Origin of the sequence: Pseudomonas sp. RIT-PI-S (genome assembly GCF_025642975.1) — a bacterium.
Taxonomy (GTDB): Bacteria; Pseudomonadota; Gammaproteobacteria; order Pseudomonadales; family Pseudomonadaceae; genus Aquipseudomonas.
On record NZ_JANZKJ010000005.1, the window covers coordinates 49,888 to 66,728 of the forward strand.

The window sequence follows — 16,841 nt, forward strand, 5'->3', positions numbered from 1 at the left end:
GTGTGACGCTTTATGCAAGTGAGGAGAATTCGTTCGTCTAGCGCATCCCTGTTAAAGCTTGCTTGTGATCGTTCGTTGTCTGGCGATCCACTACGCTGAGGCAATTATGAGTCTGTATCTCCTACGGCGGGGATTGTTTCATCACCGAGTAGGGATTCGTTAGGCGCAGCGAAATCAGGTCGGGAGACGGCAGGGTTACCATAGCTTCGGTGTCCGGCCAGAGCCCAGGGTAGAGCTGCGGTGATAATTTCCAGGGTAGTTCTAGGCCTGTCCAGGACCGGCGCCGTGTAAGGCTTTTGTGGGGTGCTTGATCTGGTACCGGAGATCAACCTCGGCATGATCACTTAAGCGTAATAGCGAGACAACGGCCAGCCAAAGAACGCGTCATCACCTCCGAAGATCCGATCATGCAAAACCCTAGATAGTCGACTCACCTGTTCAGGGTTACGATTCACGACCCGTGCATCGGGCTTTGCTGCCCTAGCTGTCGCCCGGCGCAGGACTGCGTTGGGAAACATATTCGACGCATGCTTCCGATTGTTGGCGATTTTTTCATCAAAAGCTCTGCGTGAGGATTTTGCCGCCTCCCAAGAAGAGGCAAGGGTGCTTTCCAATGGAGTGGTTTCTATTAGGGATCGCATTACCTCCCGCGTTTTGGCTTCAGCTGTCATGTCCATGTTGTGGCGATACAATTGGTCCTCAGCGTACTGAATGGCCTCGTCCTCTGCATTCTCTCGAATAATGGTGACGAGCGTTTCCTCATCACCAATACCAACTTCTGTGTCCAAGTCGGCTTCGAAGCTGTTCGAGTAGTTCCTTGGTGGGCATGGGGGTGGGATGAAGCTCATCTGCAGCAACGTTGGCCGACCACTTTGTGGCTTCTAACATATAGCGCACAGCGTCTTTGATATCTGATTTCCAGCGTTCAGTCCTGACCAACTTGATCACACCGCTTTTCCGTAACTGCGCGATGTAGCGAGCACATCCGTAACGGCTGTTGCTGAACTGCCCAACTCGGGCAAGTGCACCTATCGAGGCAGCTGCGTGATCCTCGGACCATACGAGGGCAAGGAGCAAGATTTTTTCCCGCAAGCTCAGCCTGTCGTAGGGTAGCGCGGTGATCGCCCACTTGCCGTTGTAAGCGCTAATGCGCCTGCCATGGCATACCTTGCAAGGTAAGCGTACGGTAAATACGTCTTGCAAGCAGCCGCCGTGAGACAAGTGACGATGTCACATGTTGCCCACTCTAGCGGCTAATCAAAATAGGGTTCCAATACACTCTCAATCCAAGTCATGAAGGCCCGGACGCGCTTGGAAAGGTTACGCCGATGCGCGACTACGAGCGAAGCCGACAGTGGCTCTGGTCGTAGATCGGGCAGAATTTCCACCAGATCGCCGCTTTTGATGTGGTGCGCAAGGGCCAAATAACCGGCCTGAATCAGTCCAATCCCCGCTAGGCCCGCAGCATGATAGGTCTGCACGTTATTCACTTGAATCGCCCCTGGCAATGCAAGTGATGCGTAGCTATCACCCTCCGGATATTCCCAACCAGCGAGTCGGGCGCCGAGTGTCGGCGTGTAGTGAACCATCTGGTGACCCTGGATGAGGAGGTCGTCGAGTGTTTGCGGTACGCCGTACTTTGCCAGATAGCCTGGACTCGCCACGTTCATCATGCGCAGTTTGCCGAGCGAGCGGGCGATCAGTCTGTCGTCCAAGATCGGCCCGAGACGAATCACGCAATCAAACCCTTCTTGAACCAGATCGACACGGCGATCCGTGCTGGATAGTTCCAGCTCCAACTCAGGATTGGCCTTGATTAGTTGCGGCAGAGCGGGAATCACGACGGTCTTTGCCAACTCAGTCGGCATATCTACGCGCAACCTTCCCCTCAGAGGGGCACCGCTGTTCGCGAACATGGACTGCACGTCCTGAGCTTCGGCCAGCAGGTCACGAGCACGTGCATAGAAACTACGACCGTCTTCGGTCAATTGCACGCTGCGTGTTGTTCTGTGCAGGAGGGTCGCGCCCATCTCCCGTTCCAGCTCACGAATCACCGTCGACACCCGCCCCTTCTGGATTCCCAGGCTTTCAGCGGCCCGCGTGAAACTCATCATTTCCGCAACGCGGGCAAAAATCATAAGTGCCTGAAGATTGGGCATTGTTCACCAATTAGATAACAGTGCGTTCAGATTCGGATGATTTATAACTCATTTTTGACTCAGTAGAGTAGCTCTCAGGTTGTCCACAACTCCAGAACATGTAAGGGAGCGCTCATGAACTCAACTTCCACGCCAATCCGAACTGTCATCATTTATCACTCAGGCTACGGCCACACCTTACGAATGGCAGCTGCCGTCGCCGAAGGTGCTGGCACCGACTCTGTATTGGTTGCAATCGACCCCGAGGGCAATATCCCCGACGATGCCTGGCAAATACTCGCAGGCGCAGACGCAATCGTCTTCGGTTCGCCTACCTACATGGGCGGCCCTAGCTGGCAGTTCAAGAAATTTGCAGACGCCTCTTCCAAGCCCTGGTTCGAAGGCGCATGGCAAAACAAAATCTTTGGCGGCTTCACCAATAGCGCGAGCATCAACGGCGACAAGCTCAATACACTTGAGTATTTCTTCCTGCTCTCTGGGCAGCACGCCGGGATCTGGGTTGGTCTGGACATCAAACCCGCGAACGTCAAGGCGTCGAAACGCGACGATTTGAACCGCATGGGTTCTTACATCGCACCCATGGCGCAGACGCCTGCGGATGCCTCTCCCGAAGAGATGTCATCGGGAGATCTGGAGACAGCGCGTCTGTATGGCGCGCGCGTCGCATTGATTGCCGGACAGTTCCGAGCTGGTAAATCTCAGTCTGTCTGAAGTCCACTCGCGCCGACGATACTGGCCCGCTGCTGTGCTCATTTTCATCCATCGATCTCGGAGGAGAAGTCATGAAATACAAGCGACTTGGCCGTACGGGCCTGTATGTATCCGAGCTGTGCCTGGGCACGATGACACTCGGTGGTAATGCTGACGCGGGTATGTGGGCTGCAATCGGCGCGGTTGAACAGGGCGAAGCCAACAGGTTGATCGCCCACGCTCTGGCGCAAGGGATCAACTTCATAGACACCGCCGATATTTATTCTTTCGGTCAGTCGGAGCGCATCTTGGGCCAGGCATTGAGAGATCTCGGCGTGCCACGCAGAGAGGTTGTGCTGGCTACCAAAACTGCGGGCGTAATGGGCTCTAATCCCAACGATCAAGGGGCATCGCGCGGTCATATCATGGATTCTGTGCAGCGAAGCCTAGAACGCCTTCAGGTCGATCATATTGACCTTTACCAGATTCACGCCAGTGATCCTGTGACCCCTATAGAAGAAACGCTGCGGGCCCTGGACGACCTAACGCGTCAAGGGCTAGTCCGTTATGTCGGCGTTTCAAATTGGCACGCGGGCAAGATCGGCAAAGCGCTAGGGCTGAGCGCAGCACTTAATGCCACACGCTTTGAGACGCTTCAGGCCTATTACTCCATTGCCGGACGTGACGTGGAGCGCGAATTGGTGCCGCTTGTCATTGAAGAGCAGATGGGGCTACTCGTGTGGTCGCCTCTTGCGGGGGGACTGCTTTCGGGGAAGTTCGGCCCTGGAGCATCAACCGAGGAGGGGGCGCGGCGCAGTAATTTCGACTTTCCACCCGTCGATCTGAATCGGGCTTGGGCCTGCGTCGCAGAAATGCGCGCCATCGGCGATGCGCGCGGTATTTCCGTCGCAAGAGTGGCGCTCGCTTGGTTGCTGGCCAAACCCCATGTCACGAGCGTCATCATCGGCGCCAAAAGGATTGACCAGTTGGAAGATAACCTGGATGCAGTCAATGTCGTTCTTAAGGACGAGGAGCTGGCGCGTCTGGAGGCAGTAAGTGCTTTACCTCCCTACTACCCCGGTTGGATGGTCGATCACCAGGATGCCAGCAGGCGACCTGTACCTTTCAGGCCGTTGGCGTCGAAGCAGAGCCAGTAGCTATAACCCAATAGCCGCGACGCAGGCGGCTGTATTGAACGCCCTGCGTTGAATTGAATATACCCATTGAAAGAGAGGCAAGCATGCCAAAAGGATACCTGATCGGGCACGTGAGCATTTCGGATGCAACGGCCTACGCCGCTTATGCAAAAGCCGCAGGCGATGCAATGCGACCTTTCAACCCGAAGGTTATTGCAGGAGGACAGTATGAAAACCTCGAAGGTGCAGCCCATGAGCGGCATATGATATTCGAGTTCGATTCGTTCGCCGACGCTAAACGCTTCTATGAAAGCGCAGAATACCAAGCGGCCAAGGCCCTGCGCGTGGGTGTTGCGACTGGAACATTTGTCATACTCGAAGGGGTTTCTTAACGTACGCCCGATTCACTTAGCCTAAGCAAGGCTGGCACCCACTTATGCGGCAACAACTGATCGATTTCACTCGCCCGCTGCGTCGGCAGGCGTGTGAGGACATCCTTCAGATAGGCGTACGGATCATGACCATTCAACCGCGCAGACTGGATCAAGCTCATGATCGCCGCCGCCCGTTTGCCGCTGCGTAGCGATCCTGCGAAGAGCCAGTTCTTGCGCCCAAGAGCCATGGTCTGATTTGGTTTTCAGCCCAATTGTTGTCTATCGGCACAGCCCCGCCCTCAAGATAACGCGACAGTGCTTCCCAGCGTTTCAGGCTGTAATCCAACGCTTTGCTGATAGCCGAACCTTCGGGCACGACGTTGCGCTGGGCGATCATCCAGGCATGCAGCATCTCCATCACTGGTACGGCTTTTTCTTGCCGTATTCGGCGCCGTAAATCCTGTTCCAGATCGCGCAATTCGCTCTCGATTTCGTATAACAACTGGATAAAGCGCAGGGCTTGCTCGGCGAGCGTGCTCTTATTCGTCGCGTGCAGTTCGAAAAACTTGCGCCGTGCATGGGCCATGCAGCCGATTTCGGTCACGCCGAGTTCGAAACTGGCTTTGTAACCGCCAAAATCGTTACATTCCAGCTTGCCCCTCCAGCCTTGCAGGAAGTTGCGAGCATGCTCTCCGGCAAGGCTGGGGCTGAAGTCATAAACCACCGCTGCCAAGTCCGAGAACTGGTTGGTGGCGTAGGCCCACACATAGGAACGGTGAGTTTTCTTTGTTCCCGGCATGAGCATCTGCACCGGTGTTTCATCTGCGTGGATGACTTGTTGCCCAAGGACTACTTCGCGCAGTGCATCGACCAGCGGCTGCAACTGCACGCCGGTCATGCCCACTCATTGAGCCAAGGTCGAACGTGGAATCGCCAGGCCCGCCCGACCGAAGATTGATTCCTGACGGTAAAGCGGTAAATGGTCAGCAAACTTGGCAATCATGACGTGGGCCAGCAGCCCGGCAGTCGGGATGCCCTTGTCGATGATCTGAGCCGGAACCGGTGCCTGGATCAGCGTTTCGCAGTCATCACAGACCCATTTGCCACGGACATGACGCTCGACGGTGAAGACGCCCGGTGTGTAATCCAGCTTCTCACTGATATCTTCACCGATGCGTTTCAGCGCGCAGCCACATGGGCAGTGAGTGTTATCCGGTTCGTGATGGATCAGTGTGCGTGTAAACTCCGGTGGCAAGGCAGTGCGTTTGGGCTTCTGCTTTTTCTCGGTTGCCGCTGGCACCGTTTGCAAAGCCTGAAGCTCTGCTTCAATCGCGGCTATGTCGGTGTCGATCAGATCATCAAGCAAGCTGGCCTGCTCAGGACTCATCTGCTCGCTGCGCTTGGCAAACTTCAAGCGTTTGAGCTGTGCAATCTCGAAGGTCAGTTTCTCGATGACTGTTTGATCACGGTTGATTTTCTTGCCCATCGTGTCGACTTGCGACAGCAACTGCGCTGCCAAAGCACGCAGTTGGTCGGGGGACAATTGGTCGAGATTGGGCGAAGAAGTCATGCGCCGAATTTTGCCAGAGCAGTCGCGTCGTAGCGATAGACCGATAGGCTAATGGCAGCCGTTAAAGCAGTGTGATCGAGCCTCCAGAACCTGCACGTTGCCATGGCAGACCCAGCACCAAAGCCTGAAGTTGCTCGTGATTCAGTTCCATCTCAGAACCACGGCGAATACCAGGCCAGTGGAACTTGCCTTGGTTCAACCGGCGTGCCGCCAGCCAGACGCCGAACCCGTCATGCACCAGGACTTTCATGCGTGTGGCGCGGCGGTTGGCGAAGAGGTAAGCACAGTGCGGCTTCGCCGCACCGAACACCGCTATCACCCTGGCTAATGCAGTCTCGGTGCCTGCACGCATGTCCATCGGCTCGGTGGCGAGCCAGATGGAGTCGATGCGGATCATCGCAGCAGGTCTCGAAGAAAGGTCGCGCAGGCAGCGGTGTTGTCGGTTGGCCAGTTCACTTTGACGATGCCAAGCGGGTGCTGGATCTCAACGCAGATGTTCGACGATGTCGCTTGAGAATTTGCTCCGGCTGACGGTAGGGGTAGCGGAACAAATGCAGGTTGAAGCGCGGTACTGTTCTTCTGCGTGTGTACTCGAATCCATTTATGGACAAGGTTTTCGTTGAGGCTATGGCCAAGTGCGATGCTGGCAATCGAAGCGCCGGGCTGGCCACACTCTTGAATAACTTGGGCCTTGAAGGATTTTGAATAGTAACGGCGTGTTGGCTGCATGAAATACCCGCTTAAAAGGCTAAAACTGGTGCCCACTTAAATTTAAGTGCACACCATGTCTTGGCTCTGCGGTGGCGGGTAGATGCCTTGGCCAGACGCATACCTTGCAAGAGCAGCTTAGGGTCTCGACATGGTTGCAAGGCTTACAGAAGGGAGCTGAATCGCCACCCGTTTTGGTCTTCCATCTCTGCTGGAGTAGGTCTCCACACGCCGGACACCTTGCGTCAATATATATCAGGGGGAGGAGAACCTCGAGGCTGTTCCGTGTCGATTGAACGCTGTATTCAGAGAAGAGAACAGGGAGCTTTTCACCCGCAAGGTAGCGAGTGTGTAGCTCTTGGAGCTGGGAGATTGATAGATGTGCTACTTCGGGATGCAGGTCGGCATGCTTCAAGATTTCTGGCATCGGGTAATTTTTCTTGTATGCAAGTAAACGTGGCGTTCTAAAAATGGATACGGATCCAATGGCAAACACTGGATCTGGACGGCTCGGAAAACGCCCGATGAGCTGCAGGGCCTTTTGATTCTTGATCCTGGCTGAGGATATGAACGTCTGGCAGCGTATCTCACACCACTTGCACTCGTGAAGATGTCCGCCAGACTCATCTTGAATGCAATGGCAAACCATCCATTGATGAAAAGACCTGAGCAGAAAACGGATCGACAGTGGTCAGGTAATTCGAATTCTTGCGATTGCCCCTACCCCAGTGACTCAAACCGGGCCAAGCACGAACCGTACGTACCTGCGAAACGACCATTCCCGAGTGAGGGATGGGAGAAGCCTGCGGCGGTGATATCTGCCTGCCAAGCACGTGCCAGATTGCAAGACCCATAGGGAAAATATTTCCGGATAGGGGTAGTCTTTTCCGGGCGCGCTGATCACGCCTCATCAAGTTTCCACATCACCTGGCCGTGGCCGATTGCCCGATATGCCTATGACCAGGCTGATTTTTTGTAGCGCTTACGAGATACAGGTCATTGCAATGCCTGTCGCCGTCGTCTAGCTCACGATAGAAGCGCCCAAAACGTGCAAATTCGCCTATAAACAAATTCCCAACCACTGATTACTCATGGACTATAGGCGTCATTTGGCGGCCTCTTCATGAGGCCAGCGCTCGCAGCAGTAGGAGCCCGTGAATGAACATCAAGATTGAGGCGCTGATCGCCCGTAAAATCGGCTTCGCCTCTCACCAGAATGCCGTACCACTCATACGTGAGTTGAGCGTCTGGAATCAGCAAGAGACAAATCTTGAAAATCTGGTCCTGACCCTTAGCACTGATCCGGAGTTTGTTGAGAGCCGGACCTGGCATATTGATCGACTCAATGTCGGTGATCGTCTCGGCATCAATGACCGCGATATCAAGCTCAACGCCGGCTACCTTTCAGGACTGAGCGAAAGTCTGACCGCTGATGTCGTGGTGCGTCTGTCCCAAGATGACAACCTTCTCGTTGAGCAGCGCTTTCCCACTGAGCTGTTGGCTCGTGCAGAGTGGGGTGGTTTGAGTGCAATGCCGGAGTTGCTGGCTGCCTTCTGCATGCCAAACGACCCAGCCGTAGACCGTGTGCTCAAAGCTGCGTCTCAAGTGCTGCGCCGAGCAGGCAAGAAAGACGGCATTGACGGCTATGAGAGCAAGTCCCGCACGCGCACATGGGAGCTGGCCTCAGCGATATGGTCAGGGGTGTGCAGCTTCCAACTGAGCTACGCGCTACCTCCAGCCAGCTTCGAACAACAGGGCCAGAAGATCCGGCCTCCAAGTGTGGTCCTGGACAACGGCGTGGCGACTTGTCTCGATACAGCGCTGCTCTTCGCTGCGGCGCTGGAGCAAGCTGGATTGAATCCGTTGCTTTTGATGACAAAAGGGCACGCGTTTGCCGGTATCTGGCTACAGCCTCAAGAGTTCTCACAACTGCTGACGGATGAAGCCTCGGCAGTGCGCAAACGCTTGGACTTGAAGGAGATGGTCGTCTTCGAGACCACGTTGGCGACACAGGCAAACCCTCCAAGTTTTAGTCAGGCAATGGCGGTTGCCGAAAGGCAGCTGGATGATGAACAGTTCATCATGGCCATCGATCTGCATCGCGCCCGAATGCAGAAAATCCGGCCGATGGCGCTGGTTTCAGCGGTAGAGACATCAGGCACCACCACCGATGCTGTGCCCGTTGCTGAAGGATTGGAAGATGCTCCAGCGCTTCCAGGCTTTGATGTCGAAATCAACAGTGAGAATGAAGGCCCGGCCGGCAAGCTAACACTCTGGCAACGCAAGCTTCTCGATCTAACTACTCGTAACCGACTGCTGCATCTGCCAGACAGCGCCAAGGGCGTGCGTCTTCTTTGCCCAGATCCAGCTGCTCTTGAGGATGTGCTTGCCAGCGGCGGGCGTATCCGTGTCGTGCCGGTACCCGACTTGAAGAGCAGCGGCCGCGACGTAGCTCTCTATGAGCAACAGAACAACGAAAGCTTGGTCGACGAGGTCGCACGTCAGGCGCTTGGCCGCGGCGAAGTCCTCGCTAGCTTAGAGAAGGCCAAGCTTGAATCAACGCTGATCGAATTGTTCCGCAAGGCACGGAGCGATCTGGAGGAGGGGGGTGCAAATACACTCTTCTTGGCCATCGGTTTCCTTAAGTGGAAGAAAGCCGCCGACGATCCGAAGACATATTCAGCACCGCTGATCTTGCTGCCAGTGAAGCTTGACCGAAAAAGTGCGCTGTCCGGTGTGACGCTGAGCCTGCTCGATGAGGAGCCACGCTTTAACCTGACGCTGCTCGAACTGCTTCGCCATGACTTCGAGTTGGTGATCCCCGGCCTTGATGGTGAGCTACCAACTGATGAGAGCGGCATTGATGTCACCGGCGTCTGGAACATGGTACGGCGTGCTGTTCGCGACATACCGGGTTTCGAGGTAAGCACAGAGCTGGTGCTCGGCACATTCTCGTTTGCCAAATACCTGATGTGGAAAGACCTGAACGCCAACTCTGCGCAGTTGCTGCAAAGCCCGCTGGTCAGGCATCTGCTGGAGCCTGATCAAACCGGTGAGGGGGTCTCCAGCTCAGAAGATTTCCCTCGGCCTGAGCGATTGGATTCAACCGTAACACCTGCTCAGATGTTTGCCCCGTTGCCTTCTGACTCTTCTCAGCTTGCTGCGGTGGTGGCCTCAGGTAGCACTCGCAGCTTTGTCATGGACGGGCCCCCTGGTACCGGCAAGTCGCAAACCATCGCGAACATGATTGCTCACAATCTGGCGCTGGGGCGTCGCGTACTTTTCGTGGCAGAAAAGCGTGCTGCACTTGATGTGGTTTATCGTCGCTTGGCAGAGAAAGGCCTGGGTGAGTTCTGCCTGGAGCTGCACTCAAGCAAAGCGTCCAAGGTAGAGGTCCTCAAGCAACTGGACCGCGCATGGGACGTGAGCGACGCATTGAGCGCCGAGGAGTGGGAGCGTGAAGCCTCTCGGCTTCAAACCCTGCGTTCAAGGCTCAACGGCTTGGTCGAGGTCCTTCATCGACGTTGGGATAACGACCTTTCCTTGCATCAGTCGATTGGCCGAGTCGTTCGAGACCACGGTCCTCATACGCCCAAACTCACCTGGCCTTCGACCACTCAGCACAGTGCTGCTGAATACAATCAGTTGCTCGATATCGCGCGCCGACTTGGCCTCAACGGCACTGCCGCAAGAGATCTGTCAGGCAAGTTCGGCGCTCTAATTCAGACCGAATGGTCGAATGCATGGCAATCCCAGATTGCAAGTACATCGCGGGAGCTGCCACAGGCCCTGGATGCATTGAACGCCGCGAGCGAAAGGGTACTCAGCCTTACGCATCTCGCATTGCCCGTCGCTGAAATCCTTCAGATCCAACAGCTCAACGAGCTGGTGACTCTAATCACGCAGTCCCACGGCATAAACCTCTCATTCGCGTTTGCTCCCGATGCCGTTGCGCGTATCGAGGCTGCTCGCCGTGCGTGCGAGTTGATCGTGAGCTACCGGGAGCTAGAGGAAAGCCTGTCCCTGAACTATGCCAACGAAGCTTGCCGTCGCATTCAATTCGAGGCGATGAAAGCAGAGTGGCAAAAGGCAGAAGGCAAGTTCTGGTTCCTGGCGACGTTCGCGAAGAAGAAAGTGGGCAAGAAGCTTGCCTCATTGGGTGGCGCAGCAGGTATCCCAGACACCCTCGGTGATCTCGCTATTTTGCAGCGGCTGAATACCCACCTGGTGGAGCTGGATGCATTGTCTGGAGACATGCAATCGATTCCGGGTTGGCAAGGGCTGTCCAGCGACACGACCAAAACACAACGCGCTGTCGCCCTCGCTGAGATTCTGCGCAGCCTGTTGAGTGCGCTAGCTGAGTCACCCGACCACTTGGTTACATTGCGCGGCGCAGTCGCGCGTCTGGTTGTCGATGCAAATGAGATGCTAGCGCCAAGCGGACAAATCGGTACCGCGCTGACGGCATTGCAGCAGGCCATTTCCCGCTACGACGATTCAGCTCGGCAATTTGCTGGGTTGGCAGGAACCAACCCAGACGAAAACGTGAGTGTCGCCGCATTGCGAGCTACTTCACTGTCCATCCAGCAGCAAAAGGAGCAGCTCAAGGCGTGGTGTGATTGGTGCCGCGTTCGAGAGCAGGCCACTGAGGTTGGGTTGGCTAATCTGGCTCTGGCATTGGAAGCGGGTAGTCTATTACCAACCGCAACCGAGGAAACCTTCGTCACAGCCTATGCCCATTGGTTCGCGACCCACGGCATCGACAGCGAGCCGCTTCTGCGGAACTTCGTCGCCGCCGAGCACATGAGCGACATAGGTTCATTCATTCGTCTGGACGATGAACTCGCGAAACTGACCGTACGCTACATCCGGGCCAAATTGTGTGGTTTCATCCCGTCTAAGAATGACATTCCCAAAGGCAGCGGCTTCGCCACGCTGAAGCATGAATTGCAGAAGTCGCGTAGGCATAAGCCAGTACGCCAATTGGCTATTGAAATGGGGGATGCGCTGAACCGCCTGGCGCCGTGCATGCTCATGAGCCCGTTGTCGATCGCGCAATTCCTGCCAGCAGATCAGCCTCCATTCGATCTGGTCATCTTCGACGAGGCCTCTCAAATTGCCCCATGGGATGCAATAGGTTCGATTGCCCGCGGTAAACAGGTTGTGATCGCCGGCGACCCGCGCCAAATGCCGCCTACAAACTTCTTCAGCCGCGGTCCGAATGCTGGTGACGATGACACCGCGGAAGACATGGAGAGCATCCTGGATGAATGCCTCGGGGCAGGGGTGCCGAGCCATAGCTTGAGCTGGCATTACCGGAGTCGCCATGAGAGCCTGATTGCGTTCTCGAACCACCGTTACTACGACAGCAATCTGATTACCTTCCCGGCAGCAGAGACCCGGGCGAGCGCTGTCGAGTGGCGTAGGGTTGAGGGCGTGTATGCGAAAGGGAAAGGGCGCCACAATCAGGCTGAAGCCGAGGCCATCGTCAGCGAGACCGTTAAGCGTTTAACGGATCCAGCGTTTATTGCAGCGGGTCATTCGATTGGGATCATCACGCTCAACTCTGATCAGCAGAAGCTGATCAACGACCTGCTGGATGCTGCGCGTAAGCAGTACCCACAAATCGAGCCTTTCTTTCAGGACACCCAGACTGAACCCGTTGTGGTTAAAAATCTGGAAACTGTCCAGGGTGATGAGCGCGATTTGATCATGCTTGGGATCGGATATGGCCCGACTGAGCCTGGTGCCCAAGTCATGTCGATGAACTTCGGTCCACTCAACAGAGATGGTGGATGGCGCCGACTGAACGTTGCGATTACCCGGTCTCGCCGAGAGATGCTGGTGTTCTCGTCCTTCGATCCGTCGATGATTGATTTGAATAGAACTAATGCTCGAGCAGTTCGCGATCTGAAGCATTTCCTCGAGTTCGCTCAAAGGGGTCCAAGAGCCTTGGCCGAAGCGGTACATGGCTCGGTCGGCGGTTACGACTCGCCGTTCGAAGAAGCGATAGCTCAGGGCTTGCGGCGCCTTGGCTGGCAGGTGGTTCCGCAGATCGGTGTATCGCGCTTCCGTATCGATCTGGGAATTGTTCACCCTGATCGCCCGGGTGATTACCTGGCGGGTGTCGAGTGCGATGGCGCGACTTACCACAGTGCTGCCACTGCTCGTGATCGTGACAAGGTGAGGGGAGCGATCCTGAAAGGTCTGGGGTGGAACCTGGTACGCCTATGGTCTACGGAATGGTGGATAGACAAGGAGGACGCTCTCCAGAAGCTACACGCAGCTCTCAACGACCTTCTGGCTGCATCACGATCGGCAGTCGCCTCAATTCCGGTGGAAGAATCGATACCTGCGGCAGTGATTATTGACTTTGCCCGCCCGGCAGAGACCGCTGAGATCCTTGATGCGCTGGATGAAACACCCATAACTACCGACGATGAGGCAACGGAGGATATCGCGAAAGTTCGCATGGCGCGGGCTTACAGCGTGGAGACACCGCTAGGTCGCCAAGCTGAATATCGAGTCGCGGATCTATCGTCTCTCACACCATTGATCCAAGCCGAGCAGTTTCATGTGCCGGAATACACGCCAGTGCTGCGTCAGATCATCGAAGAGATACTACGCCAGGAAGCGCCGATTCTGGATGCGCTTCTGGTACAGCGTGTGGCGCGTGCGCATGGCTTCCAACGGTCAGGTCGACTCATTCGGGATCGAGTCTTGGAATTGGCTGATCGGCACCATCACGTTCAACAGGCCGGCTTTGAAGAAGTCTTCGTCTGGCATGCCGAAGGTGATGTGATGGAGTGGTCGACATACCGCGTTCCGGCATCTGCCAATGATGCGCGTTCGATCGAGGAGATAGCGGCAGAGGAGCTGCGCATTGCGGCGAGCATCATTGACGCGGCTGACCCTGCGTTGGAGGTTGCGCGGTTACTCGGCGTCAAGCGACTCACGGGGACTGCGCGGCAGCGAATAGAGAGGATTTTGAATGCGTAGAACAGGCGCTGGATAATTCATTAGATCGCTGCCAGTCAGCTTGCTCAGCTTGCAATATACAATTACTGATAATGCACATTATGTTAAATTAAATAACTGAAGGGATCTGAAGAGCCGGTGCGCAGATCAGCATCCTGGAAGAGTCCGAGCTGATGCTTGTCCAAGCACAACGATTCGCCTCCAAAACCGATGCTTATCGCGGGAAAACGCAGCGTGAGATACTGAAATATCAGAGCCTCACCAAGTCTAAACTTGCCACCCTTCGTGGAAAGCGGACAAAACTTTCGAACGCACCATGACCTAGCCTTCCTCACGAGAAGCCACGAGACTCGACTGGCTTCTCATTTGCTAAGCCGCAAGAAACGCTGGCCACCTCATCACATTGCCCCTGCGAAGGCCGCGACATGGACGAGCCGAAACTTTGTCTACAGCCGCAGCCCCTAAAAGTGTGGCCAGTGCTAACCCTATAGCGGATGCCCTTTGCGTAGACGAAAGACGGCTATGTAGTATCATTCGCCAATCTTCACTCACACCATCAAAGGATTGTTGAAATGATCTGGGTCATTCTGATTGCCGTCGTAGTCATCGCAGTTTGGTGGGCTCACACCCAGGAAAAGGCAAAGACAGAAGCACGAGAGGCCTACCAGTGCTCACTGGCGAATCTCAAAGCCGACCCTCGCAACGCAGATTTACGCCAGCAGACCTTGGCACTAGGGCGCGCATATTCGAACCTTATGCGCGACAAGAAAGGCCAAACGGTCTTTGACGAAGTCGCGTTGATGAACGACATCAATGCCGCATGTGCTGGCGCCAGTGAGCGCTCCCTGGATGTCCATGTAGCAGCGCCGCCTGTGAACGACATCGAAGCGCGTCTACAAAAGCTGTTGTCTCTTAAGGAGCGCAATCTCATTGACGAGGACGAATACAGCAGTCGTCGTAGAGAGATCCTTGAGTCGATCTGAGTCAGGATTTGTTATTGCACTGTATTAAGGACGGGCGGCGATTAGATTTCAGAATCATGGCCGCCTATCCCGTGCCGATCAGCTTCGGTCTGACTCACTAGACGCCATTCTTCAGGCCCTATGCAGCATTCCCCCAGGGCAGCGAAAGGTTGCAGGCTTCCAATCGCGATGCTGTATGAAATTCCGGAAAACCATATGAATGCAGAGCATCACACCGGCAACGACGCTAAAGCCGTCGCTTCAGGACTAGCATCGGGAATTATAGAAAAGATATGGGACTTCAACTGGTGCTTGAAAGCAGTCTACGTGGGCCTGTTTGCTGATATCTCATTGATTGTCTTAACGGGCCACGACCTAGCCAGTTCCTCTTTTGACACCGAAACCGTCCTCACCAACGCCGGCAAAATACTGTGTGCGTCACTCGTATTCATGTGCTTCGTTTCACTAGTTGTACCGGCCATCGTCCACGTTCTTAATGTCTTGGCGCAGCCTACCTCGGAGCACCATCCGCTCCCACCGGACTGCGTGCGGCCGAGGGACTTGAAAAGGCTGGCGCTTGAAGAGAAAAGTGATTTCCTGCTCAAACTCTGCGTACAGCACAGTTTGGACGTCAGGGAGGGTCAAGTTAAAAAAACCGATGCAAGAACTCTGCTCACAGGGCTGACGATACTGGTCGCGAGTGACTACATTTTGGGCTACCTGCATCACACCCCATCAATCATGAGGCTGCTCCAATCGTACCTGACCTGGGGGGGAGTTGTGGTATCTCTGCTTGCTCTGTACTACGGGATTGTCTGGACGTATGAACAAGAAGTGAAGGATCGATGGATTTGGTATCCGCCCCTCGCCGAGCAACAACGCCAAGCCCAGAAGGAAACTGAAGATCGCCAGCATGACGCTCATAGAAAGTATCAGGAGCTGCAGCGTGCCTTGCACCAGTCTGATGATTGATCCAGATTGCAACTTTGACTATCCCGTATAGTATTTACGCTAGCCGACTGGCGTTTTGCCATATCCGCACCGTCGGTTTTGGGCTTAGCACCCTTGTTTGAGTTTGGCGACGTTAGCAGTCACTGGATCGACTTAACAGACTGAAAAATCCATTCACGATGCCAGGTAAGATAGTACTCATGCCGCTTCTCGATTTGGGATAGCCGCTGGCGTACGTCAAGATTGAGAAGTTGGGCGTCCTCAACGCTCAGCATCGGACTGATGACTAGTTCCCCCGACGCCCCGAAAGTAATCAATCCTTGATCGAAGGCAATGTCTAAGTGAGGAGCAAGCAGCAAGCCATTGAAAGGATCTAGCCGCTCTTCATCATTGGCTCTACTCCAAGGCCTAATATGGGACGCCCGCAGTAGGGATACCTCGAGACAACCTGTGACCGCGCAACCTTTCCAGTAGCTCAGGAGGGCATTCCAATACCCGCCTTGCCCTATACGCGCCTTAATTAGCGCATTACGCTCAATGTCATCCGGGCAACCGGGTCTTCAATAGATTGCTGGTCTAAATTTGACGCTAGCTGTGGAGCGCCAGCTTCTGGCCCCGCTGCATTAGCCGGAGACTCCAGCAAGACTTCGAGAAATTGTTTTAGAGCCCCTTCTTGGTGAAAACCGAGCGCAATCCCATACGGTATTTCCTTTAGGCCTTCATGGAATCGGGTAGGAAACTTCGATAATCCAGAGTTGTGGTACAAGGCCTGAGTCCCAATTTCCAGTCCGTCTATTTCAAGCCATGAACTCGTGAGATCTTGGTAATCCGGATGGACTATCAACGGAGCTCGTATCTTGGGCGCGTTAGCAGTGCTAGTTTTGACATACACCGGATGCTCGAGCGCAGCGTGTCGAAAAAGACTCGCTTTGCCTCCGGGAGGTTCACCGCCAATGAAGCCTGCCTTCCTCAACTCAGCGATAAGGGCGACAATACCGATCACGCCTGGTTTCTTCGGCCCCTTTGCGGCATCAGATTCCCGTCTACGGGCAGTGCTGTGTCGACCAACCAGCCTAGCGCCGTCAATGCCTCTAGTAGCGGAGGATGAATCAGGCCCCGCCGCCGGCGCTCATCTGGATGTTCGTCAAAGCTGGCCAAAGTGTGGACTTGCCATTTCGGGGAGGGAATAGCGAGAGCTTTGGTCAGTAACGACCCCAAAGCTCCGTAGTGGATGTTTGCAAACCCAAATGTCGCCTGGCCAGCCGCTGCTGCGACCTCTTTCATCGTCAACGCTCAGGGTGGGCATTGGCGTG

The 16,841-nt window shown here is 55.1% G+C and carries 11 protein-coding genes and 1 pseudogene; 6 read left to right on the forward strand and 6 right to left on the reverse strand.

The features are described 5' to 3' along the window. Window positions 1-344: 344 nt before the first annotated feature. Both OGL93_RS09490 and OGL93_RS09495 read right to left on the reverse strand, forming a co-directional pair. Window positions 345-788 carry a hypothetical protein gene (locus OGL93_RS09490; protein ID WP_263262385.1) on the reverse strand — a complete coding sequence of 148 codons (444 nt, stop codon included), beginning with the start codon at window positions 786-788 and terminating at the stop codon, window positions 345-347. Window positions 789-1,253: 465 nt separating this feature from the next. After that, on the reverse strand, window positions 1,254-2,159 hold the full coding sequence (locus OGL93_RS09495) for a LysR family transcriptional regulator (protein ID WP_263262386.1): 906 nt from the start codon (window positions 2,157-2,159) through the stop codon (window positions 1,254-1,256). A 114-nt stretch (window positions 2,160-2,273) separates the two neighbouring features. Between OGL93_RS09495 and OGL93_RS09500 the strand changes: the two genes are divergently transcribed. The 3 genes from OGL93_RS09500 to OGL93_RS09510 all read left to right on the forward strand — a co-directional run bounded on the left by OGL93_RS09500 (window position 2,274) and on the right by OGL93_RS09510 (window position 4,377). Then, entirely contained in the window at window positions 2,274-2,870 is a 597-nt protein-coding gene (locus OGL93_RS09500) for a flavodoxin family protein (protein WP_263262387.1), read from the forward strand. Between the two features lie 71 nt (window positions 2,871-2,941). Then, a complete protein-coding gene (locus OGL93_RS09505; protein ID WP_263262388.1) occupies window positions 2,942-4,006 on the forward strand; it encodes an aldo/keto reductase in 1,065 nt (354 codons plus the stop codon). 83 nt (window positions 4,007-4,089) lie between these two features. Continuing rightward, the gene (locus OGL93_RS09510; RefSeq protein WP_263262389.1) at window positions 4,090-4,377 is read left to right on the forward strand and encodes a DUF1330 domain-containing protein; all 288 of its coding nucleotides are present in this window, start codon (window positions 4,090-4,092) and stop codon (window positions 4,375-4,377) included. Here the strand turns inward: OGL93_RS09510 and OGL93_RS09515 are convergent. The 3 genes and pseudogenes from OGL93_RS09515 to OGL93_RS09525 all read right to left on the reverse strand — a co-directional run bounded on the left by OGL93_RS09515 (window position 4,374) and on the right by OGL93_RS09525 (window position 6,658). After that, window positions 4,374-5,929 (reverse strand): annotated as a pseudogene (locus tag OGL93_RS09515) (IS66 family transposase). The gene OGL93_RS09510 and the pseudogene OGL93_RS09515 sit on opposite strands and share 4 nt — an antisense overlap. A 61-nt stretch (window positions 5,930-5,990) precedes the next feature. Then, the gene (gene tnpB, locus OGL93_RS09520; RefSeq protein WP_263262390.1) at window positions 5,991-6,326 is read right to left on the reverse strand and encodes an IS66 family insertion sequence element accessory protein TnpB; all 336 of its coding nucleotides are present in this window, start codon (window positions 6,324-6,326) and stop codon (window positions 5,991-5,993) included. Beyond that, window positions 6,323-6,658, reverse strand: coding sequence for a transposase (locus tag OGL93_RS09525; RefSeq protein ID WP_263262391.1), 336 nt, complete (start codon window positions 6,656-6,658; stop codon window positions 6,323-6,325). The genes tnpB and OGL93_RS09525 overlap by 4 nt, the downstream gene beginning before the upstream one ends. 1,137 nt (window positions 6,659-7,795) lie before the next feature. On the opposite strand from OGL93_RS09525, the gene OGL93_RS09530 reads away from it, so the two are divergent. The 3 genes from OGL93_RS09530 (at window position 7,796) to OGL93_RS09540 (ending at window position 15,549) form a co-directional block, all read left to right on the forward strand. Next, the gene (locus OGL93_RS09530; RefSeq protein ID WP_263262392.1) at window positions 7,796-13,636 is read left to right on the forward strand and encodes a DUF3320 domain-containing protein; all 5,841 of its coding nucleotides are present in this window, start codon (window positions 7,796-7,798) and stop codon (window positions 13,634-13,636) included. Window positions 13,637-14,187: 551 nt separating this feature from the next. Then, a complete protein-coding gene (locus OGL93_RS09535; protein WP_263262393.1) occupies window positions 14,188-14,598 on the forward strand; it encodes a hypothetical protein in 411 nt (136 codons plus the stop codon). Between the two features lie 195 nt (window positions 14,599-14,793). Continuing rightward, complete coding sequence (locus OGL93_RS09540; protein ID WP_263262394.1) at window positions 14,794-15,549, forward strand: hypothetical protein; 756 nt, start codon at window positions 14,794-14,796, stop codon at window positions 15,547-15,549. 499 nt (window positions 15,550-16,048) lie between these two features. Here the strand turns inward: OGL93_RS09540 and OGL93_RS09545 are convergent, their stop codons facing one another. After that, a complete protein-coding gene (locus tag OGL93_RS09545) occupies window positions 16,049-16,531 on the reverse strand; it encodes a hypothetical protein (RefSeq protein ID WP_263262395.1) in 483 nt (160 codons plus the stop codon). Window positions 16,532-16,841 lie beyond the last annotated feature (310 nt).